At 63.2% G+C, this 20,090-nt stretch carries 17 protein-coding genes; 14 read left to right on the top strand and 3 right to left on the bottom strand.

The annotated features are described in order from the left end of the window. Nucleotides 1–246 (bottom strand): hypothetical protein (locus CVS30_RS18165; protein ID WP_220033928.1); only part of this gene is annotated, 246 nt, incomplete at its 3' end. A 419-nt stretch (nt 247–665) separates the two neighbouring features. Between CVS30_RS18165 and CVS30_RS14680 the strand changes: the two genes are divergently transcribed. The 4 genes from CVS30_RS14680 to CVS30_RS14665 all read left to right on the top strand — a co-directional run bounded on the left by CVS30_RS14680 (nt 666) and on the right by CVS30_RS14665 (nt 5,720). Beyond that, nucleotides 666–2,249, top strand: coding sequence for an acyl-CoA carboxylase subunit beta (locus CVS30_RS14680; RefSeq protein ID WP_110486233.1), 1,584 nt, complete (start codon nt 666–668; stop codon nt 2,247–2,249). Continuing rightward, nucleotides 2,246–2,482, top strand: a complete 237-nt coding sequence (locus CVS30_RS14675) for an acyl-CoA carboxylase subunit epsilon (protein ID WP_110486231.1) — start codon at nt 2,246–2,248, stop codon at nt 2,480–2,482. The genes CVS30_RS14680 and CVS30_RS14675 overlap by 4 nt, the downstream gene beginning before the upstream one ends. Nucleotides 2,483–2,491: 9 nt before the next feature. Then, nucleotides 2,492–4,186, top strand: coding sequence for a DUF885 domain-containing protein (locus CVS30_RS14670; RefSeq protein ID WP_110486229.1), 1,695 nt, complete (start codon nt 2,492–2,494; stop codon nt 4,184–4,186). A 115-nt stretch (nt 4,187–4,301) separates the two neighbouring features. Next, nucleotides 4,302–5,720: a dicarboxylate/amino acid:cation symporter gene (locus tag CVS30_RS14665; protein ID WP_110486228.1), complete on the top strand. Its 1,419-nt coding sequence runs from the start codon at nt 4,302–4,304 to the stop codon at nt 5,718–5,720. Between the two features lie 294 nt (nt 5,721–6,014). On the opposite strand, the gene CVS30_RS14660 is transcribed toward CVS30_RS14665, so the two are convergent. Then, on the bottom strand, nt 6,015–6,500 hold the full coding sequence (locus CVS30_RS14660; protein WP_110486226.1) for a nucleoside deaminase: 486 nt from the start codon (nt 6,498–6,500) through the stop codon (nt 6,015–6,017). Between the two features lie 224 nt (nt 6,501–6,724). Here CVS30_RS14660 and CVS30_RS14655 point away from each other — a divergent pair, with 224 nt between their 5' ends. From CVS30_RS14655 to CVS30_RS14625, 7 genes are all read left to right on the top strand, one after another. Beyond that, the gene (locus CVS30_RS14655) at nt 6,725–8,215 is read left to right on the top strand and encodes a xanthine dehydrogenase small subunit (protein ID WP_110486224.1); all 1,491 of its coding nucleotides are present in this window, start codon (nt 6,725–6,727) and stop codon (nt 8,213–8,215) included. After that, nucleotides 8,212–10,572, top strand: coding sequence for a xanthine dehydrogenase molybdopterin binding subunit (gene xdhB, locus CVS30_RS14650; protein ID WP_110486222.1), 2,361 nt, complete (start codon nt 8,212–8,214; stop codon nt 10,570–10,572). Before CVS30_RS14655 ends, xdhB begins: the two co-directional genes overlap by 4 nt. 8 nt (nt 10,573–10,580) lie before the next feature. Then, nucleotides 10,581–11,387 (top strand): xanthine dehydrogenase accessory protein XdhC, encoded by an 807-nt coding sequence (gene xdhC / locus CVS30_RS14645; protein WP_110486220.1) that lies wholly within the window; start codon nt 10,581–10,583, stop codon nt 11,385–11,387. Between the two features lie 56 nt (nt 11,388–11,443). After that, nucleotides 11,444–12,070 carry a TetR/AcrR family transcriptional regulator gene (locus CVS30_RS14640; protein ID WP_110486218.1) on the top strand — a complete coding sequence of 209 codons (627 nt, stop codon included), beginning with the start codon at nt 11,444–11,446 and terminating at the stop codon, nt 12,068–12,070. Between the two features lie 57 nt (nt 12,071–12,127). Then, nucleotides 12,128–14,803 carry an MMPL family transporter gene (locus tag CVS30_RS14635; RefSeq protein WP_110486216.1) on the top strand — a complete coding sequence of 892 codons (2,676 nt, stop codon included), beginning with the start codon at nt 12,128–12,130 and terminating at the stop codon, nt 14,801–14,803. A 186-nt stretch (nt 14,804–14,989) separates the two neighbouring features. Further along, nucleotides 14,990–16,249 carry a GAF domain-containing protein gene (locus CVS30_RS14630; RefSeq protein ID WP_146233414.1) on the top strand — a complete coding sequence of 420 codons (1,260 nt, stop codon included), beginning with the start codon at nt 14,990–14,992 and terminating at the stop codon, nt 16,247–16,249. A 68-nt stretch (nt 16,250–16,317) separates the two neighbouring features. Then, nucleotides 16,318–16,773 carry an HD domain-containing protein gene (locus CVS30_RS14625; protein WP_181419819.1) on the top strand — a complete coding sequence of 152 codons (456 nt, stop codon included), beginning with the start codon at nt 16,318–16,320 and terminating at the stop codon, nt 16,771–16,773. Between the two features lie 16 nt (nt 16,774–16,789). Here CVS30_RS14625 and CVS30_RS14620 read toward each other — a convergent pair whose 3' ends face one another. Then, nucleotides 16,790–17,158, bottom strand: coding sequence for a hypothetical protein (locus CVS30_RS14620; RefSeq protein ID WP_146233413.1), 369 nt, complete (start codon nt 17,156–17,158; stop codon nt 16,790–16,792). A 106-nt stretch (nt 17,159–17,264) separates the two neighbouring features. On the opposite strand from CVS30_RS14620, the gene exaC reads away from it, so the two are divergent. The 3 genes from exaC (at nt 17,265) to CVS30_RS14605 (ending at nt 20,032) form a co-directional block, all read left to right on the top strand. Next, on the top strand, nt 17,265–18,788 hold the full coding sequence (gene exaC / locus CVS30_RS14615; protein WP_110486211.1) for an acetaldehyde dehydrogenase ExaC: 1,524 nt from the start codon (nt 17,265–17,267) through the stop codon (nt 18,786–18,788). A gap of 189 nt (nt 18,789–18,977) precedes the next feature. Further along, the gene (locus CVS30_RS14610; RefSeq protein ID WP_110486209.1) at nt 18,978–19,391 is read left to right on the top strand and encodes a DUF779 domain-containing protein; all 414 of its coding nucleotides are present in this window, start codon (nt 18,978–18,980) and stop codon (nt 19,389–19,391) included. Between the two features lie 20 nt (nt 19,392–19,411). Then, nucleotides 19,412–20,032: a Maf family protein gene (locus CVS30_RS14605; protein ID WP_110486207.1), complete on the top strand. Its 621-nt coding sequence runs from the start codon at nt 19,412–19,414 to the stop codon at nt 20,030–20,032. Nucleotides 20,033–20,090 lie beyond the last annotated feature (58 nt).

The following is a 20,090-nucleotide window of genomic DNA, read 5'->3' as shown; positions in this document are numbered from 1 at the left end:
CCGCTCTAAATCCTGAGCCCACCCCACACACTCCAGATCCGACAACCCACCCAACTCCACACCAAACGGCGCACCCAACAACACCGGCGGTGACGACGGAACCGTCTCAGAATCACTGCTGGTGCTGGTGCTGGTGGCGTGGGTGAGTGCGCGAGCGAGATGAAGGAGTTGATGAACATGATCACCCACTCGTCCGCCCTGCGCATCTGGTATCGATTGCTCCGACACCTTTGTCGTTTCATCCATACATATATTCTAATCCCGGGCACTGACAAACAACACCACCAACCCCAAATCTGTGCAACAACCACACACCCACAAGGGCTGTGGAGGAAACAACAACCAACACCACACCTAACCCAGTAGATGCATCGATCATCTGAATCCTTTTGGAGAGCTCACTAACACCGGCTAATGGCTTTGACTATCGATAAGTTCTAACACCATCGGACTGCGGCGTGTGCTTCAGAAGTAAACCCACCACTCCGAGAGCAGCGCCTGTGTTGATGCCACTGAGCTAGACCACAAGAGCGAAATCCAACGACTTTGTAGGATTCCTACACACACATGCGCACTTTCCGTTATTAGACTGTCAGTAGAGTAAGCCCCTTTGTGCGGTTCCCACTGTTGGGCTGCCAGCTTCCACCTACCGATCCGGAGTACCAATGAGCCACGATCTCTCAACGACAGCAGGCAAAATTGCCGATTTCCGCGACCGGATGGCTCAAGCGGAGAAGCCCTCGGGCGAGCTTGCCGTTGAAAAGCAGCACGCCAAGGGCAAGAACACCGCCCGCGAACGCATCGATCTGCTGGTTGATCCGGACTCCTTCGTGGAGTTCGACGCCCTGGCCGTGCACCGCTCCACAGCCTTCGGCATGGAGAAGAAGAAGCCTCTCGGCGACGGCGTCGTCTCCGGATACGGCACGGTCGATGGCCGCCTCGTCGCCATCTACAGCCAGGACTTCAGTGTTTACGGTGGCTCCCTGAGCCAGGTCAACGGCGAAAAGATCGTCAAGGTGCAGGAATTTGCGCTGCGCAACGGCTGCCCCGTGGTGGGCATCAACGACGGCGGCGGCGCCCGCATCCAGGAAGGCGTGGCCTCGCTGGCCATGTTCGCCGATATCTTCCGTAACAACGTCCACGCCTCCGGTGTGGTCCCGCAGATCTCCCTCATCATGGGCCCGTGCGCCGGTGGTGCCGCCTACTCCCCCGCCCTGACCGATTACGTGGTCATGGTGGATAAGACTTCCCACATGTTCATCACCGGCCCTGACGTCATCAAGACCGTCACCGGCGAAGACGTGGACATGGAAACCCTCGGTGGTGCCCGCCAGCACAACAGCACCACGGGTACCTCTACCTACCTGGCCACGGATGAGTCCGACGCGATTGAGTTTGTCCGCGAACTCTTGGACTTCCTCCCCTCCAACAACCTGGCTGAGGCCCCTGTCACCGAGCATGAGCAGGAGTTGGAGCTCGACGACGCCGACCTCGCCTTGGACTCCCTCATCCCGGACTCCGCGAACCAGCCGTACAACATGCGCTCTGTCATCGAGCAGATTGTGGACGACGGACACTTCTTGGAGATGCAGGCGCTCTACGCACCCAACGTCATGATCGGTTACGGCCGCATCGAGGGCCATACCGTGGGCATCGTGGCCAACCAGCCCATGCAGTTCGCCGGCACCTTGGACATCAACGCCTCCGAAAAGGCCGCCCGCTTTGTCCGCAACTGCGACGCCTTCAATATCCCGATCATCACCCTGGTGGACGTCCCCGGATTCCTGCCCGGTAAGGATCAGGAATTCCAGGGCATCATCCGCCGCGGCGCCAAGTTGCTCTACGCCTACGCCGAGGCCACCGTGCCCAAGCTGACCGTCATTACCCGTAAGGCTTACGGTGGAGCGTACATCGTTATGGGCTCCAAGAAGCTCGGCGCCGACCTCAACCTGGCCTGGCCCACAGCCCAGATTGGTGTCATGGGTGCCCAGGGCGCCGTCAACATCCTGTACCGCCGCGATCTGGCAGCCGTCGAGGCCGAGGGCGGCGACATCGAGGCCCGCCGCGCCGAGATCGTCCGCAACTACGAGGACGAACTCCTGAACCCGTACCAGGCCGCCGAATTGGGCTATGTTGACGCCGTCATCGCCCCCTCGGACACCCGCATCCAGCTCATCAAGGGCCTGCGCGCCCTGCGTGACAAGCGGGCCAGCCTACCGTCCAAGAAGCATGGGAACATCCCGCTGTGACGGCCACCCAAGACCCGTCACACGAGCCCAGCGAGGCCCCGTTGCTCTCGGTGACCCGAGGCAATCCCACCGCCGAAGAGCTCGCGGCCGTGACCGCCGTCGTACTTGCCTTGCAATCAGGCAACGGCGGGGCGGAAAAGGCGAAACCGCCGATCCGGCAATGGGTCAGGCGCGCGCAATTACACCTGCCGCCCAAGCCCGGCGCGGGTTCATGGAGGCGTTCGGGGCGGTAGGCTCGTGGCATGACTTTGCCTGCACCGGCCCCTCGTGCCGCCACCGCCATTGACCTCATTGCCAACGCCTACACGGAAACGTTGCTCGCCCTCGACCCCGGTTTTGCCACCTCGCTGGGGCGTGCCGGGCATGAGAGCGAGTATCGGGACCATTCCCCCGCAGGCTTGGAGGCGGTTGCGGCCGCGACGCGGGAAGCCCTGACCCAGCTGGCCGATGCGGCGCCCGCGGATGAGGTCGACCGCGTCACGTTGCACGCCATGAATGAGCGTCTGGGTTTGGATGTGGAGCTGCATGAGAGTGGCTGGTTGCTGGCCGATCTGAACAATATCGCCTCACCCGCCCAGGAAATTCGGGCCATCTTTGACCTCATGCCGACCGCTTCCGTGAGCGATTGGGAGCATATCGCGGCGCGCCTGGGCAATGTGTCCGGTGCCGTGGCGGGCTACATCACCTCGCTGCGGGCCGGTGCCGAGCGTGGCCTGGTGGCGGCGCAGCGGCAGGTTCGCACCGTCATCGAGCAGTGCGAACGGCACGCGGCCGCCGACGGTTTCTTCACGGATCTGGCCAAGAATGCCGCCACGGACGACGGCGGACCCACCCTCCCAGCCGAAGTCACCACGGCGCTGCTCACCCAGGCTGAACAGGCTCGGTGCGCTTATGGCGCGCTCGTGAGCTTCTTGCGCGAGGAGTTGCTGCCGCTGGCTCCCGCCGCGGACGCCGTGGGACGGGAACGCTATGCGCTCTCATCGCGTCAATTCCTCGGGGCGGCCGTGGATCTCAAGGAGACCTACGCGTGGGGTGTGGCCGAGCTGGACCGGATCATCGCCGAGCAGGAGCTTGTTGCCGAAGCCATCAAGCCCGGCGCCAGCATCGCCGAGGCCAAGTCCATCCTCAACGCCGATCCGGCCCGGCAATTGCACGGCACCGAGGCGCTTACGCAGTGGATGCAGGAACTCTCCAACACGGCCGTAAACGATCTTGCCGGAACGCAATTCGATATCCCGGAGATCATGCGCGCCCTGGAATGCCGCATCGCACCCACCCAAGATGGCGGCATTTACTACACGGGACCCTCGGAGGACTTCTCCCGGCCCGGTCGCATGTGGTGGTCAGTACCCGAGGGTGAGGATTCCTTCACCACCTGGGCGGAAACCACCACGGTGTACCACGAGGGTGTTCCCGGCCATCACCTGCAGGTGGCCACGGCCACCTACCAATCGGCCCTGCTCAATGACTGGCGCCGCAATGTGTGCTGGGTTTCGGGCCACGGCGAGGGGTGGGCGCTCTACGCCGAACGCCTCATGGACGACCTGGGATACCTCGCCGATCCCGGCGACAAGATGGGCATGCTGGATGGCCAGCGCATGCGTGCGGCGCGCGTGGTCTTTGACATTGGCGTTCACCTGCAGCTGCCCATTCCGGCCAGTTGGGGATCGGGCACCTGGACGTCGGAAAAGGGTTACGAGTTCCTGGCCGCTAACCTCGATATCTCCGTGGGCCAGTTGGACTTTGAATTCAACCGCTACCTCGGCTGGCCGGGCCAGGCCCCGTCGTACAAGATCGGCCAGCGGCTTTGGGAAGAAATCCGGGACGCCCGGGCCGCCCGCGATGGCGAGGAGTTCTCGCTGCGCGACTTCCACACCCAAGCCTTGAACCTTGGCTCTGTGGGTCTGGACACCTTGAAGATGGCGCTCCTGGGCTGACGGAGGCTCAGGTGCTGGCGATGACGGTTCAGGCGCGTAATAATTGCACAGTTCTCGCGTCATAAAAGGAAACACTAATTTCCGAGTGCTATTGTTCCGCGCCTACCGTTGACCCATGACTTCCACAGCAAGCAAACCCTCAGTGTCAAAGCTGCCCGCCTGGGCAGGCTCTTTCGGCATTCAAATTATTCTCGCGTTGATTGTCGGTTTGGCACTGGGGCTGCTTGCCCGCCAGCTCGGTGGCGACCCCAAGACCGATCCCAATGGCCTCGTCACGACGCTGAGCACGATTGGCTCCAGCTACGTCTCGATCCTCAAGGCGGCCGTTGTGCCGTTGATCTTCACGGCCGTGGTCTCCTCCATCGCCAACCTCCGTCAGGTCACGAACGCCGCACGTCTGGCGTGGAACACGCTGCTGTGGTTCGCCATCACCTCATTGATCGCCGTGACGATCGGCATCTTCCTGGGCGTGCTGTTCCAGCCCGGATCGGGCACGGGTACCGCAACTCCTGAGGAATACACCGGCAAGTCCGGCGACTGGTGGTCCTTCCTGATCGGGCTGTTCCCGTCGAACTTCCTGGGCCTGAGCGCCTCAACAAAGGCCGCCGAGTCCGGCGCCCTGACCACGAGCGTCAGCTTCAACGTCCTGCAAATCCTGGTCATCGCGATTGTGGTTGGCATCGCCGCCCTCAAGGTCGGCAAGGCCGCCGATCCGTTCCTGAAGCTCAATGGCTCGGCTCTTGCCGTCATTCAGAAGGTGCTGTGGTGGATCATCCGCCTGGCCCCGATCGGAACCGTTGGCCTGATCGGTAACGCCGTGGCCACCTACGGCTGGACCACAATGGGCTCGCTCGTGAAGTTCACGGTTGCCATTTACGTGGGCCTGGCCCTGGTCATGTTCGTGGTGTACCCGATCATCGTGCGCACCCACGGCCTGTCCATCAAGCAGTACTTCTCCGGTGTGTGGCCGGCCGTTCAGTTGGGCTTCGTGTCCCGCTCCTCGATCGGCACCTTGCCGCTGACCCAGCGCGTGACCGAGCGTAACCTAGGTGTTCCCCGCGCCTACGCCTCCTTCGCCGTACCCTTGGGTGCCACGACCAAGATGGACGGTTGCGCCGCAATCTACCCGGCCGTCGCTGCCATCTTTGTGGCGCAGTTCTTCGGAATTCAGCTGGATCTGGGCCAGTACCTGCTCATCGTGCTGGTCTCGGTGCTCGGTTCTGCCGCCACCGCGGGCACCACCGGTGCCGTCGTCATGTTGACCCTGACCCTGTCAACGCTGGGACTGCCGTTGGCCGGCGTCGGACTGTTGCTGGCAGTGGACCCGATCGTCGATATGGGCCGCACCGCCCTGAACGTGGCCGGCCAGGCGCTGGTTCCCACGATCGTCGCCAAGCGTCAGGGCATCCTGGACGAGGAACTGTACAACGCTCCTCGCAACGGCAACCCGTTCGCCGATGACAGCGATGAGGAGCTGGCCAACCTCACCACGGCCGACGGCGCGGATCCCCAGCGGGAGCCTGCCAACGCCTAAGTGCATCCGGCAAGAGGAGAGTATGTCACCCGGCATGCTCTCCTTTTGCGTTTCCCTGCCAAAGTTCGACGGCGTACCCCTCACCCTCCGCTTCGCCAACGTTGACCCGCCACATCACGCCGCTTAGAGCCAGTTTTAGGGGCATTACCTGCCAACTCAACGTCGGGTCAGGCACCCCCGACGTCCTGTCAGCCACCCCCGACGCCGAGAACGCATCTCGGGCCCGTCTTCTCGGATACTGGGACCGTGTCCCGCCCCTGAACCGTTCAGAGGCGGGACTGTTGTCGATAATCGCTAGTACTCGGTTTTGTCGCTCTTGGCACGCCACGCGTCGAAGGGATCCTGCACGGTGCCGGTGTCCGGCGCCAGCTGCGAGACAGGCATGAGGGAGCTGCGCTCGGGATTCTCAAAGTATTGGTAAAACAGGGCGTCGTCGAAGCCAGCAGCAGTGGCATCGTGGCGGTCTGCGGCGAAATACACAGTGCCAATGCGCGCCCAGAGCGAGGATGCCAGACACATGGGGCAGGGTTCGCAGCTGGAAAACAGTGTGGCACCCGAGAGATCAAAGTCCCCGGTCCCCTGGCAGGCAGCCCGGATCGCCGTCACTTCCGCGTGGGCCGTGGGATCCAAATTGGCAGTCACCCGGTTCACGCCCTCAAAGACACGGCCATCAGCCATGACCACGATAGCGCCGAAGGGACCGCCACTGTTGCGGACGTTTTCGGTCGCCAACGCCACCGCCTGGGCCAAGTACTGCGCTGTCCGTTGTGAGTCATCCATGAGGCCACTTCCTAGGTGTCTAGCTGTTGCCTTGCGTGGTGTCTGAGGCACCGGAAGAACACTGCTCGGCAGTTTCTAATGCCTTAAAAAATGTTCCGCACATGAGTCACCGGCAAGATAAATACGACAAGATGAGACTAACAAGGTATCCGCGTCGAGGTCAGCGGTTATCCTGACAGCAATATCAGAACCATCTGCGACGACAATGAAGCCGGAGCACCACGATGAATACTCCTGAAGCTGCCGCGGGCGCCGAGCCCCGGTTCACCATCAATGGTGTGCAGCGCGATTTCGGCCCGCAGCCATCCCACACCACCGCCCTTGACTGGCTCCGCACAAACCGCCTCACGGGCGCCAAGGAAGGGTGCGCCGAGGGCGAGTGCGGCGCCTGTGCAATCCTCCTGGCGCAGACTGACCGCAATGGCGGGACACACTGGACCGCCGTAAATTCCTGCCTCGTCCCCATGGCCACCCTCGATGGGCAGGAGCTGGTGACCTCCGAGGGGCTGGGGACGCCAGAGAAGATGCATCCCGTTCAGGCCGCCATGGCACAGGCCGGCGGTTCCCAGTGCGGATTTTGCACGCCGGGATTTGTTTGCAGCATGGCGTCGGAGTTTTACCGCAAGGACAGGGCGCCCCTACCCGGGGCGGTGAGCGAAGCCGCCGCCGTGGAACCCTCGCATCGTGAGTGTGGCGCCAACGGCTTCGACCTTCATGCGCTCAGCGGCAACCTCTGCCGCTGCACAGGCTACCGCCCCATCCGTGACGCAGCGTATTCACTGGGTCCGGCACTCGAAGAGGATTTGGCCCGTCGCCGCAACTATCCAGCCCCGGACTATCGACAAACCCGCCTCACCCGGTCCGACGGCCAATTTGTGCGAGCCACCACGATTGAGCAGGCCTGCGCGCTCCTTGCCGAAACGCCCGCTGCCGTGATTGTCGCCGGGAGCACCGATTGGGGTGTCGACGTCAACCTTCGCGCCCGCCGGGCACCGCTGGTCCTCGCCATTGACCGAATCCCGGAGTTGGACGCCATCGAGCTGCGGGCAGACGAGGTGGACATCGGCGCCGCGGTGCCACTGAGTGAGATTGAAAAGATGCTCGATGGCACGGTCCCCCTCTTGGCGCAGCTCATCCCCCAGTTTGCCTCCCGCCTCATTCGGAACCGCGCAACGTTGGGTGGCAACCTCGGCACGGGATCGCCCATCGGCGACAGCGCTCCGGCACTTCTGGCCCTCGGGGCCAACATCGTTCTGGTCTCCACCGGTGGCGAACGCGTCCTACCCTTGGCTGACTACTTCACCGGTTATCGGAAGACCCTCAAGGAACCCGGCGAGCTCATCAAGTCGGTACGCATCCCGCTTCCGTTATCGAATCTGAGCGCCTTCCACAAGATCGCCAAGCGCCGCTTCGATGACATCTCCAGCGTGGCCATCGCCTTCAGCCTGCAGATTGATACTCAACTGATCACCCGCGCCCGGATCGGTCTCGGCGGTGTCGCCGCCACCCCACTTCGCGCCCATGCCACGGAAAAATTCCTGACCGGAAAACCCTGGACCCAAGATACTGTCACCCGAGCCGCCGCGCTGCTTGGAGCAGAAGGAACGCCCATGAGTGACCATCGCGCCAGCTCCCACTACCGCTCGATGATGCTCTCCAACTCCCTCCTCAAGCTGTACACCGAGCATGCCACGATCAAGGAGGCCAGCGCATGAGCCAGCTATCACAGCGACCCAGCGGGGCCGTCGTCGGCATGGCTGTCCCGCATGAAAGCGCCCGTCTGCATGTGACAGGCCAGGCGCTCTACACCGACGACATCGCCGCGCGCACTCCCGACGCGCTCAGCGCCTGGCCTGTTCAATCTCCTCACGCACATGCCCGGATCCGTTCCATCGGAACGCAAGCAGCATTGATCATCCCCGGTGTCGTTCGGGTCCTCACGGCCGCTGATGTCCCCGGCATCAACGATTGCGGCACCAACCACGATGAGCCGCTCTTCCCCGCCGAAGCCATGTTCCACGGGCACGCCGTGGCGTGGGTTCTGGGTGAGGATCAAAACGCCGCCCGGGCCGGAGCTGCCGCCGTCGAGGTGGATTACGAGGAGCTCCCCTCCCTCATCACCGTCGCCGAGGCCATCGAGGCCGGGTCGTTCCAAGGCCAGCACAGAACGGTTAGCCGCGGTGATGCCGATGCCGCACTGGCCACCGCGGCGAGGAGCTTCTCAGGAGTCACGGAGTTTTCCGGCCAGGAACATTTCTATCTGGAAACCCAAGCAGCCTTGGCCACGGTCGATGAAGGGGGCCAGCTCTTCATCCAGAGCAGCACGCAGCATCCCTCCGAGACCCAGGAAATTCTGGCCCACGTGCTGGGCCTTGCCAGCCATGACATCACCGTCCAGAGTTTGCGCATGGGCGGCGCTTTTGGCGGCAAGGAAATGCAATCGCACGGCTTTGCTGCCATCGCCGCGATCGGCACGCGGTTGACGGGACGGCCGGTGCGTGTCCGGCTCAACCGGACACTGGATATGACCATGACGGGCAAACGGCATGGGTTTCACACCTCGTGGGAGGCCGGCTTCGACGAGGACGGAATGTTACTGGCCCTGAAGGCCGTTTTGACGTCCGACGGCGGATGGTGCCTTGATCTGTCGGAAGCGGTCTTGGCCCGGGCCCTGTGCCATGTCGACAACAACTACAACATCCCCCACGTCCATGTGGAGGGCAGGGTCGCCAAGTCCAACAAAACGTCCCAGACGGCGTTCCGTGGCTTCGGCGGGCCGCAGGGGATGCTGCTCATCGAGGATATTCTTGGCCGATGCGCGCCGCTCCTTAACCTTGCACCTGAGGATTTGCGGCGGAAGAATTTCTACCGCGACGGCGATACCACCCCGTACGGGATGGCCGTGAGGCACGCCGACCGCGTCACCACGATGTGGGAACAGTGCCTTGAAAACAGCAACTTTAGCGAGCGGCGGCGGGAGGTTGACGCCTTCAACGCCGCCCATCAACACCAAAAGCGCGGCCTGGCCATCACGCCGGTCAAGTTCGGCATCTCCTTCAACTTCGTTGCTCTGAATCAGGCCGGTGCACTGGTTCACGTCTACAAAGACGGTTCGGTGCTGATCAGTCACGGCGGCACCGAGATGGGCCAGGGACTGCACACGAAAATGTTGCAGGTGGCGGCCACCGCGCTGGGTGTCCCGCTTGCGGCCATCCGACTGGCCCCCACCCGCACCGACAAGGTGCCCAATACCTCTGCCACCGCAGCCAGTTCGGGATCCGATCTCAACGGTGGTGCCGTCAAGAACGCCTGCGAACAAATTCTGGCGCGCATGGCCCCGGTGGCCGGCGGAATGCTCGGCGTCTCGGGCCACGACATCCGCTTCTCCCGCGGCGTCGTCACCGGTTTGGGTGTCAAGGACCGCAGCTTCACCTTCGCCGAGGTGGTCATGGAGTCGTATCTGCAGCGCGTCCAGCTATGGGCTGCGGGCTATTACCGGACCGAGGGCCTGCACTGGAATCCCGCGCTCATGCAAGGGGCGCCCTTCAAGTACTTTGCCGGCGGGGCGTCCGTCACGGAGGTGGAGGTCGACGGCTTCACGGGCGCCTACACGTTCCGCCGCGTGGACATTGTGCACGATGCCGGGGACTCGCTCTCCCCCATGGTCGACGTCGGACAAATAGAAGGCGGTTATGTCCAGGGTGTGGGGTGGCTGACCCTGGAGGATTTGCGCTGGGATGAGGGCGACGGCCCACAGCGAGGGCGCCTGCTGACCCAATCCGCCAGTACCTACAAGCTCCCGAGCTTTTCCGAAATGCCCCGGGAATTCACTGTCCAACTCATGGAACACGCCGAAGAGGAGGGTGCCGTCTACGGATCAAAGGCCGTGGGTGAGCCGCCCTTGATGCTCGCCTTCAGTGCGCGTGAAGCACTTCGGGACGCCGTCGGCGCGTTTGGGCCTGCGGACCACAGCGTCATCCTGGAATCTCCGGCAACACCCGAGGCTGTTTTCTGGGCCATCCAGTCGGCGCTCGGCCAGCCACCGCTCGGCCAGAGAACCGCAAGGGATTAGGGGGCACCGTGGATTGGTTGGCTGCGGTGGTCCACCTCCGCGAGCGGAACGAACCGGCCGTCATCGCAACGCTGGCGCAGGTGCGCGGCCATTCACCCCGTGATGCCGGGGCGAAATTGGTAGTCACTGCCCATCAGTCGTGGGGGACGATCGGTGGCGGAAACTTCGAAGCCACCGTCATCGACAGGGCACGTGAACTTATCAGGACGGGCAACGGGGCACCCGAGCTCATGACATTTGCCCTCAACGACAAGGTCGCCGGAACCCACGGTGTGCAATGCTGTGGCGGCGAGGTCACCGTCATGCTCGAGGTGCTCAACCCTCGGCGAACCGTTGCGATCTTTGGATTGGGACACGTTGGCTACGAAATCGCCCTGATTCTGGCCAGACAGCCCATCAACCTCGTACTCGTCGACTCCCGGCCGGAAGCACTCTCCCCTGACCGGATCGAGCCCCTGCTGGCTGGCCAGGCAACACTGGCGATCCAACACGAACCGGCGCCGGAGTCGGTGGTGGCAACACTTCCCACGGGCGCGGTGGTTCTGGTGCTCACGCATGACCATTCCGAGGACCTGATCCTGTGTGAGGCCGCGCTCCGGGCCGCGCCGTCGTACATCGGACTCATTGGATCCCCCAGTAAATTCTCGCGTTTCCGCAAGAAACTCAGCGAGGAAGGCTACCCGGACGGCGAGATCGACAGGATCACCTGCCCCATCGGCCTGCCGTCCATTGCCGGTAAAGATCCAGCCAGCATCGCCGTCGGAGTTGTCTCGGATCTATTGATTCGTTGGGACAACGCCGCGGCGGGCATCTGAAGTGAACCCCCACCCAGGGTTTGCACAAAGTGCAAACTTGCCCTTAGTGTAGTCATGTGAGTATTTCTGCAACGAACCCCACCCTCCCGCCGTCTCGGCGCGAGCTCAACAAGACCGCCACCCGCGAAGCCATCGCCCTTGCCGCACTGAATTTTCTGCGTCGCGGGGAGCTCGGTTCCTTCACGGTCGACGACGTTGCTGCCGCCGCCGGAGTATCCCGGCGCACCTTCTTCAACTATTTCTCCTCCGTGGAAGCAGCCATTGCCAGCTTCACCCAGAACTACCTCGACGGTCTGATCGCCGAGCTCCAGGACCGTCCGGCGAAAGAATCGCTCCTCGAGTCCGCTGAGTTCGTGCTCTCGAACGGGGGAACTGGACCAGAGCTGACACTCTTGGCCGAGGTCTTCGCCCTGACGCAGGAGGCACAACTGAGCCGTTTTCAATTGCAAGCCTGGGATGACTGCAGCCTCAAGGTCACAGAGGTAGCTAGACTCCAGCTCCCCGCCGAGACCGACGATCTCTACATCCACGCCCTGGTGGGCTGCGTCATTAGCAGCTGCCGGGCCGCCTTTATGGTGTGGTTCCTGCGCCATGGCACCGACATCTCCCCCGCATCCATCAAGAATTTGCGTGAACTCCTGAGCTCCACGATTTCCCTGATCCGCAACGGATTCTCTTCCTAATCTTTCGCCATTCATGGCGCTCACCGGCGCCAAACTTTTCGACAAAAAGGATGCATCATGGCCCTTTGGCTTTATAAATTGGGACGGTTTTCCGCCCGCCGCGTATGGCTGGTGATCGCCAGCTGGGTTGTCATCATCGGCGTCGTGGGCGGTGCGGCAGCCCTGTTCATGGGCCCCACCTCCAACGATTTCCAGCTGCCGGGCACCCAAACCCAGCAGATGGCCGACAAGCTCAAGGCCGAACTTCCCGAGGCTTCCGGCGGCACCGGAACGGTCGTGTTCACGAGCAGCAACGGCGAGGCTTTCACGCCCGCCCAGGAAAAGGCCATTACGGCCGCACTGAAATCCGTGACCACAGTTCCCTCCGTCAAGGGTGTCATCGACCCCTTCCTGACCACGGCACAGAAGGCCGACGGAGCTGCCCAGATCGCCGATGGCGAGAAGCAGTTGGCCGCTGGCGAAGCCGAGTTGGCTGCGCAGGCCCCGACACTGGAAGCTGCGGCCAACGAATTGGCCTCCGGTAAGGCCCAGCTGGACGCCGCACAGGCTCAGATCGACGCACAGAAGGCCCAGATCGCCGCTTTGCCCGCCGGCTCACCGCAGGCAGAAGCCGCCACGGCGCAAATTGCTGCAGGTCAGGCTCAACTCGACGCGCAGAAGGCGCAGTGGCAGGGCGGTCAGGATCAGTACACCACGGGCAAGGCCGCGTTCGACGCCGGACAGGCCACCTTGACGGAGAAGAAGGCCGAGCTCGCGGTAGCTCAGCGCACCTCCGACGCAGCCGCGAAGGTGCTCTTTGTCTCCGAGAACAACAAGGCCGCGATTGGCCAGATCCAGTTCTCCGAGTCCATGAACGCCGTCACCCCAGCAAACCGTCAGCTGGTCCAGGACAAGTTGAATACCCTTGACTCCAGTGGCGTGAGCGTCGCCTTCAGTAAGGAAATCGTCGAGGACGTCTCCGAGGTCTTTGGTGTGGCCGAGGTGGTGGGTGTTGCTGTTGCCGCCGCCGTACTCCTGATTATGCTGGGCACCTTCGTGGCCGCCGGCCTGCCGCTCCTGATGGCCATCGTGGGCGTGGGCGTGGGTGTGGGCGGCACCATGGCTCTGACCACCGTCGTGGACATGTCCTCCATCTCCCCCATGTTGGCCCTGATGTTGGGCCTGGCCGTGGGTATTGATTACTCGCTCTTCATCGTCAACCGTCACCGTCAGCAGCTGCTGAACGGCATGGAAATGCGCGAATCGATCGCCAAGGCCACCGGCACCTCGGGTAACGCCGTCACCTTCGCCGGGCTCACCGTGGTCATCGCACTGGCCGCCTTGACCGTGACAGGTATTCCGTTCCTGGCCGTCATGGGTCTGGCCGCCGCTGCCACCGTGGCCATCTCGGTGCTCGTTGCCCTGACGCTGACCCCGGCCATGCTCTCCCTCATGGGAACCCGCGTACTCTCCAGGAAGGCCTGGGCTAAGAACGCGATCGCAACAACCAAGCACAATGCCGAGTTGGCGGGATTGAACGATGCCGAAAAGGCCTCCGCCGATGAGGCCGTCGACATTGCTCGCAGTACCCGCGGCTGGGGTGGCCTGGTCACCAAGCACCCCGTCATCTCCCTCGTCACGGCGGTGGTGGCGCTGGTCATCATCGCCATCCCCGCAACGGGGCTCCGTCTGGCACTGCCCGACGGCGGCTCCGAACCAGTGGACTCCAGCGCCTATCAGGCGTACTCCATCACGGGCGAGAACTTCGGCACCGGCATGAACGGGCCCATCATTGTGGTGGGCTCACTGCCTGCCGGACTGGATAAAAACCAGGCCAACACCTTGAACCTCGATGTGGCCGACAAGCTCCGCGAGATCGACAATGTCACGGCCGCCGTACCGGTCATGATGAGCGAGGATCTGCGTACCTCCGTGTATCAGATCATCCCCACGGAGGGCCCCGCCAGCGAAAGCACGGTTCAGGTTATCCATGATCTGCGTGAGGCCAGCAGTTCCCTCGAGTCTGATCTGAAGGTCAGCATCGGGTTGACAGGCCAGACGGCCGCTAACGTCGATGTCTCGGAGAAGCTGGGAGCGGCGCTGCCGCCATACCTGGCCATCGTCGTCGGACTTTCCCTCCTGCTGCTCATCCTGGTCTTCCGCTCCATCCTGGTTCCGCTGCTGGCGACCGTAGGCTTCCTACTCTCGCTCGTTGCCGCGTTCGGTGGCGTGGTGGCCGTGTACCAGTGGGGTTGGCTCGGTGGCATCTTCGACGTAGCCAATCCGGGAGCCGTGCTGAGCTTCCTGCCCATCATCTTGATCGGTGTGCTGTTTGGTCTGGCCATGGATTACCAGGTGTTTATCGCCTCGGGAATGCGTGAGGCCTTCGCTCACGGCCAGGACGCCAAGCAGGCTGTGCGGACTGGTTTCAAGCATGCAGCCCCGGTGGTGACCGCCGCCGCCATCATCATGATCAGCGTGTTCTCCGGATTCATCTTCAGCCACCTGACCATGGTGCGGCCGCTCGGCTTTGCCCTGGCGTTCGGCGTGCTGATTGACGCGTTCGTGGTGCGCATGACGATTGTTCCGGCCGCCATGTATCTGCTGGGCAAATCTGCCTGGTGGCTGCCGGCGTGGCTCGAGAAGATCCTGCCGGACGTCGATGTTGAGGGCGCCAAGCTGGCCACCCTGACGGACATCCCGGACAACGCGCGGGAACTCGACGAACCGCTGGAATCGGCGGCTGTTCGGTAACACCGCACAACACCATGCAGCGGGCGGGTAGGGCTTCGGCCTTACCCGCCCGCTGCGTTTTCGGGCGGGCGAACGCGAAGCAGTGCTCCGGGACTCGTCAGCTAGACTTGTGAGCCACGGCACATCACGGGGCTCTGCCGCCTCGTGCGCCACGAGCAGCCGTCCGCGCCGAGCTTTGGAGAGTGCATGTCCCCGACTCACCCCCTTCTCGAGGAGCACCCCGCGATGCGCCCCTTGGTGCGTGAATCCTGGCAACGCTCCCTTAATGCCTTATCCACCCCGGGCGGACTCACTCCTCCTGTGGTGTGGGAGAGCCGGGAACTCATCGAGTTCCGGCGTCAGCACCCCCTCGCGGCGATCATGCCCGTCATCAATAAATTGCTCATCGAACCCAGCCACGACACGGGTCTCTTGATCGCGGTGGGCGATGAGCACGGCCGCCTGCTCTGGGTCGAGGGCGATTCCGCGGCCCGCCGTCATGGCGAAAACATCAACTTTGCCACGGGCGCCGACTGGTCAGAACCCGTGGCCGGAACGAGCGCCCCCGGCACGGCGCTGGTGTTGGGCAAGAGTGTGCAGATCGTGGGGCAAGAACACTTCAACCCCGCTGTCCATTCATGGAGCTGCACCGCCGTTCCCATGCACGACCCCGATTCGGGGTCCATCCTGGGTATCGTCGACATCACCGGCGGCGCGGACGCCGTGGGCGCCAACACGCTCTCGCTCGTGCAGGCCACCGTCGCGGCCGCCGAGGCACAATTACGCATTCACCGCCTCGAACACCAGATGGATGAGCGCAGGAGTCCCGGCCGCCCAGCCACTCCCGCCTCCACCAAGCCCCTGTACCGCGACAGCTTGCAGATCCTAGGCCGCGATCTCGGCCTGCTCCATGTGGCCGGCGCCGCCATCACCTTGAGTGAACGCCATACCGAGATCCTCGCCATGATGGCCCTCCATCCGGACGGCTTAAGCGCCGAGGAACTCAGCGACAAGGTCTACCCCGACGGCACCTCCCTGACGAGCATCCGGGCCGAGATGGTGCGGCTGCGCAAGCTGCTGCTCGCCGTGGCCCCGTCGCTCGTTCCCGAATCGCGCCCTTACCGCCTCCCCCGGCCCCTCGTGGTGGACGCCGAGCAGGTGCGGAACTATCTTGACCGCGGCGCGCACCGCCTGGCCCTGAACATCTACCGCGGCGAGGTCCTGCCCCGCTCCCTTGCGCCCGCCATCTCGGGGCTGCGCACCCGCGTGGCCGTGCAACTGCGCGAGGCCATCCTCAACGACGCCAGCCCCGAGGTCTTGTTGAGCTATCTGCAGCTTCCCGAGGCCGCGGACGACGTCGAAGCCTGGCGCACAGCCTTACATCTCCTTCCGCCGCGCTCACCTAAGAGATCCGCCGTCGTGGCTCATGTGGCCGAGCTAGAGGGCGAGAGCGTCACGGGCCATTAGCCCCGTCATGGCGCGACTTCAACCGCCAAATGATTGCTTCGAGCCCCACCACCCACGACACTGGAAGCATGGGACAAACTGTAGACGTCATTGCCATGGCAGCCGATGTGGCTGGCACCGCACACGCCGGTCAGGTGGACAAGGTCGGGGCGAACTATATTGAGCATCCGGCCCGGGTCGCCGAGATTTTGCGACAGCTTTTTCCGGAGGCCTCCGATGCGGCCGTGGCGGTGGCCTGGCTCCACGATGTCGTCGAGGATACCGAGGTCAGTTTTAGGGATCTCCACGTGTGGGGCTTTTCGCTGGAAATTGTCAACGGCGTGGATGCCATGACCAAACGCAACGGCGAGACCGCCGAGGATTACTTCTCACGGGTCCGGGCCAATCCCCTGGCCCGCATGGTTAAGGCCGCCGATCTGCAGGACAACACCGACCCCGTTCGTGTGGCACGGCTCGATCCAGCCACGGCGGATCGGCTGCGCGACAAGTATGCCGAGGCCTCGATGCTTCTGGCCCTGGAGTAGCTGGGGCGCGGGACAACTACACGGCGGCACCCGCCAGGCGTTCCTGCGCTGCCGTCTTCCCCAGGAGGTACAGCAGTAAGCCGCCTGTGAAAATTACAGCCAGACACACCAAAGGGCCGTTGAGATACACCGAGAGATACACCTCCATCTCATCACTGAGCCGACTCGTTTTTTCCCAGTATTCTCCCGATACCTCGGCCAATCGATGCATTCTCGCGGCAGCCCACATGACGCCAAGCATGGTCACGGCAATGGCCGCCAAATAAATATTCCAGCCGCGCACACCGACCATAGCCCGTAAAAGCAAGACACCCGCGACAAGGATCCCCACGGTCGCTAAGGCCGTTATCCCGGCCAGGACATTGAGCCACATTTCAAACCCCATGGGCACAGACTATCGTGAGCCGCGCCACGCAACGTCGTTGCAACGTTGCTGCGCGTACGCTTGCCGACAAGGACACTGACGTCCCCCACGCAGAGGAGTTTAAACAATGGCTGTTTACGCACAACCCGGCACTGAGGGTTCCAAAGTTACGTTCAAGGCTCGTTACGAGAACTGGATTGGCGGGGAATGGGTTGCTCCCGTCAAGGGTGAGTATTTTGAGAACATCACACCCGTCACCGGCAAGGTATTCTGCGAGATTGCCCGCGGCACAGCAGAAGACATCGAACTCGCACTGGATGCGGCCCACAAGGTAGCCCCGAGTTGGGGCAAGACCTCCGCCACGGAGCGCGCCGCGATCTTGAACAAGGTCGCCGATCGCATCGATGAAAACGTTGAACTCCTCGCCGTCGCCGAGACCTGGGACAACGGCAAGGCCGTGCGCGAAACACTCAACGCCGACATCCCGCTCGCGGCAGATCACTTCCGCTACTTCGCCTCCGTGGTCCGCGCCCAGGAGGGCCGCCTGACCCAGCTCGATGACAACACCACGGCCTACCACTTCCACGAGCCCCTCGGTGTGGTGGGCCAGATCATCCCCTGGAACTTCCCGATCCTGATGGCCGTGTGGAAGTTGGCGCCGGCACTCGCGGCGGGTAACGCCGTCGTGCTTAAACCAGCGGAACAGACCCCCGCCTCCATCCTGGTCCTCATGGAACTGCTCGCCGACATCCTGCCTCCGGGCGTGGTCAACGTGGTCAACGGCTTCGGCGTGGAGGCCGGCAAGCCGCTCGCCTCCAGCAAGCGCATCCGCAAGATCGCCTTCACCGGCGAGACCACCACGGGCCGCCTGATCAGCCAGTACGCGTCCCAGAACCTCATTCCCGTCACGCTGGAGCTGGGCGGCAAGAGCCCCAACATCTTCTTCGACGACGTGCGCGACAAGGACGACGCCTTCTACGACAAGGCACTCGAGGGTTTCACGCTCTACGCCTTCAACCAGGGCGAGGTCTGCACCTGCCCCTCGCGCGCGCTCGTGCAGGGCTCCATGTATGAGGCCTTCATGGCCGACGCGATCGCCCGCACCGAGGCCATCATCCAGGGCAACCCGCTGGATACCGATACCCAGATTGGAGCACAGGCGTCTAATGACCAGCTCGAAAAGATCTTGTCCTACATGGACATTGGCAAGCAGGAAGGCGCCAAGCTGCTCACCGGCGGCGAGCGCAACATCCTCCCCGGGGATCTGGCCGGTGGCTACTACGTCAAGCCCACCATTTTCGAGGGCACCAATGACATGCGCATCTTCCAAGAGGAGATCTTCGGTCCCGTGCTCGCGGTGACGAAGTTTGACGACTACGCCGATGCCCTGCACATCGCCAATGACACCCTCTACGGCCTGGGCGCCGGCGTCTGGTCCCGTAACGGCAACGTGGCCTACCGTGCAGGACGTGAAATCCAGGCCGGTCGCGTGTGGGTCAACAATTACCATGCCTACCCCGCGGGAGCTGCGTTTGGCGGCTACAAGTCCTCGGGCATCGGCCGCGAGAATCACGCCATGATGCTGGACCACTACCAGCAGACCAAGAACCTGTTGGTCAGCTACAGCGAGGATAAGCTCGGCTTCTTCTAAAACGCCTCCTCACCCTTGGCGCCTTCTCCCAAGTTTCTGGCGCTGATGGTGGGGTTTGTCGGGAATGCTGTAGCTTTCCCTCTCAAGGACGACGGCGGGAGGTGACCTTCCCCGGAAGGTCACCTCCCGCCGTCGTCCTTAGGGCAACCGCCCAAGGTTCCATTCCACCCCCATGAGGGAGCACGTGCCATGAACGCCAGCCCACAGATTTTGGATGCCGCCGTTACGATCCCGGGTGAGAGCTCCTCGCGGGTGGCGCTCACGGTGTCGGCGGTGGAGTTGCTGCAGAAGTTGTGGCTGCGGCACGGGCCCCTCATGTTCCACCAGTCGGGCGGTTGCTGCGATGGCTCCTCCCCCATGTGTTATCCGGCCGGGGAGTTCATCACGGCCGAGGCCGACATCCTGCTGGGGCTCTTTGAACTTCCCGAGTGCGGGCCGCTGGAGTTTTGGATGTCGAAGGAGCAGTTCAACTATTGGTCGCACACGCACCTGACGGTGGATGTGGTGGCCGGGCGTGGCAGCGGCTTCTCCGTGGAGGCGCCGGAGGGCAAACGCTTCCTGATCCGCTCGCGCCTCGTGGACGGATTCGTGCCCGGCGCCTGATCGCCGTCTAGGCTGGAAGCATGACTTTGCCCTTGATTCTGGCCTCCGCCTCGCCCGCCCGCACCAAATTGCTCACCGACGCCGGGATTACCCACCGCATCCTGGTCTCCGACGTGGACGAAGATGCCGCCACGGCCGCCGCCGGGCCGCTCTCCCCCGCGGAGACAGCACTCCTGCTGGCGCGCGCCAAGGCCGAATCCGTCGCCGCCGAGGTCAGCGAAACCCTCGTGATCGGCTGCGACTCCGTCTTCGAGTTCGACGGCCTGCCCTACGGCAAACCCTGGGAGCCCGAGGTGGCGCGGGATCGCTGGCGGCTCATGCGCGGGCGCTCCGGCGTGCTCCACACGGGCCATTGGCTCATCTCCACCCCTTCCTCGTCCGACGGCGGAGCTCCCGTTGCGCACGGAGAGGTCACGAGCGCCGTGGTCCACTTTGCGGACATCACGGATGCTGAGATCGACGCCTACGTGGCCACGGGCGAACCCTTGCAGGTGGCCGGCGGCTTCACGATCGATGGCCTCGCCGGGGCATTCATCACCGGCATCGAGGGCGATCCCCATACGGTCATCGGCCTCTCCATCTCCACCTTCCGCCGCCTCCTGGGCAAGTGTGGGGTGTCCATCACCGAGCTGTGGGGCTGATTCATCGCCTATACGCTGGACGTGCAGTGAGTTTGGCGCATAAAGGAATATCTGTTCC

It is taken from the genome of Arthrobacter psychrolactophilus, assembly GCF_003219795.1.
Lineage (GTDB): Bacteria > Actinomycetota > Actinomycetes > Actinomycetales > Micrococcaceae > Specibacter > Specibacter psychrolactophilus.
Note: the sequence above shows the minus strand (reverse complement) of the source record. Positions and strands in the feature narration are given on the sequence as shown.

Excerpts from the sequence above, each read along its gene's own strand:
- CVS30_RS14680 (WP_110486233.1), top strand. The coding sequence starts at position 666 with ATGAGCCACGATCTCTCAACGACAGCAGGCAAAATTGCCGATTTCCGC.
- CVS30_RS14670 (WP_110486229.1), top strand. The coding sequence starts at position 2,492 with ATGACTTTGCCTGCACCGGCCCCTCGTGCCGCCACCGCCATTGACCTC.
- CVS30_RS14665 (WP_110486228.1), top strand. The coding sequence starts at position 4,302 with ATGACTTCCACAGCAAGCAAACCCTCAGTGTCAAAGCTGCCCGCCTGG.
- CVS30_RS14660 (WP_110486226.1), bottom strand. The coding sequence starts at position 6,500 with ATGGATGACTCACAACGGACAGCGCAGTACTTGGCCCAGGCGGTGGCG.
- CVS30_RS14655 (WP_110486224.1), top strand. The coding sequence starts at position 6,725 with ATGAATACTCCTGAAGCTGCCGCGGGCGCCGAGCCCCGGTTCACCATC.
- xdhB (WP_110486222.1), top strand. The coding sequence starts at position 8,212 with ATGAGCCAGCTATCACAGCGACCCAGCGGGGCCGTCGTCGGCATGGCT.
- CVS30_RS14635 (WP_110486216.1), top strand. The coding sequence starts at position 12,128 with ATGGCCCTTTGGCTTTATAAATTGGGACGGTTTTCCGCCCGCCGCGTA.
- CVS30_RS14630 (WP_146233414.1), top strand. The coding sequence starts at position 14,990 with ATGTCCCCGACTCACCCCCTTCTCGAGGAGCACCCCGCGATGCGCCCC.
- CVS30_RS14625 (WP_181419819.1), top strand. The coding sequence starts at position 16,318 with ATGGGACAAACTGTAGACGTCATTGCCATGGCAGCCGATGTGGCTGGC.
- CVS30_RS14620 (WP_146233413.1), bottom strand. The coding sequence starts at position 17,158 with ATGGGGTTTGAAATGTGGCTCAATGTCCTGGCCGGGATAACGGCCTTA.
- exaC (WP_110486211.1), top strand. The coding sequence starts at position 17,265 with ATGGCTGTTTACGCACAACCCGGCACTGAGGGTTCCAAAGTTACGTTC.
- CVS30_RS14610 (WP_110486209.1), top strand. The coding sequence starts at position 18,978 with ATGAACGCCAGCCCACAGATTTTGGATGCCGCCGTTACGATCCCGGGT.
- CVS30_RS14605 (WP_110486207.1), top strand. The coding sequence starts at position 19,412 with ATGACTTTGCCCTTGATTCTGGCCTCCGCCTCGCCCGCCCGCACCAAA.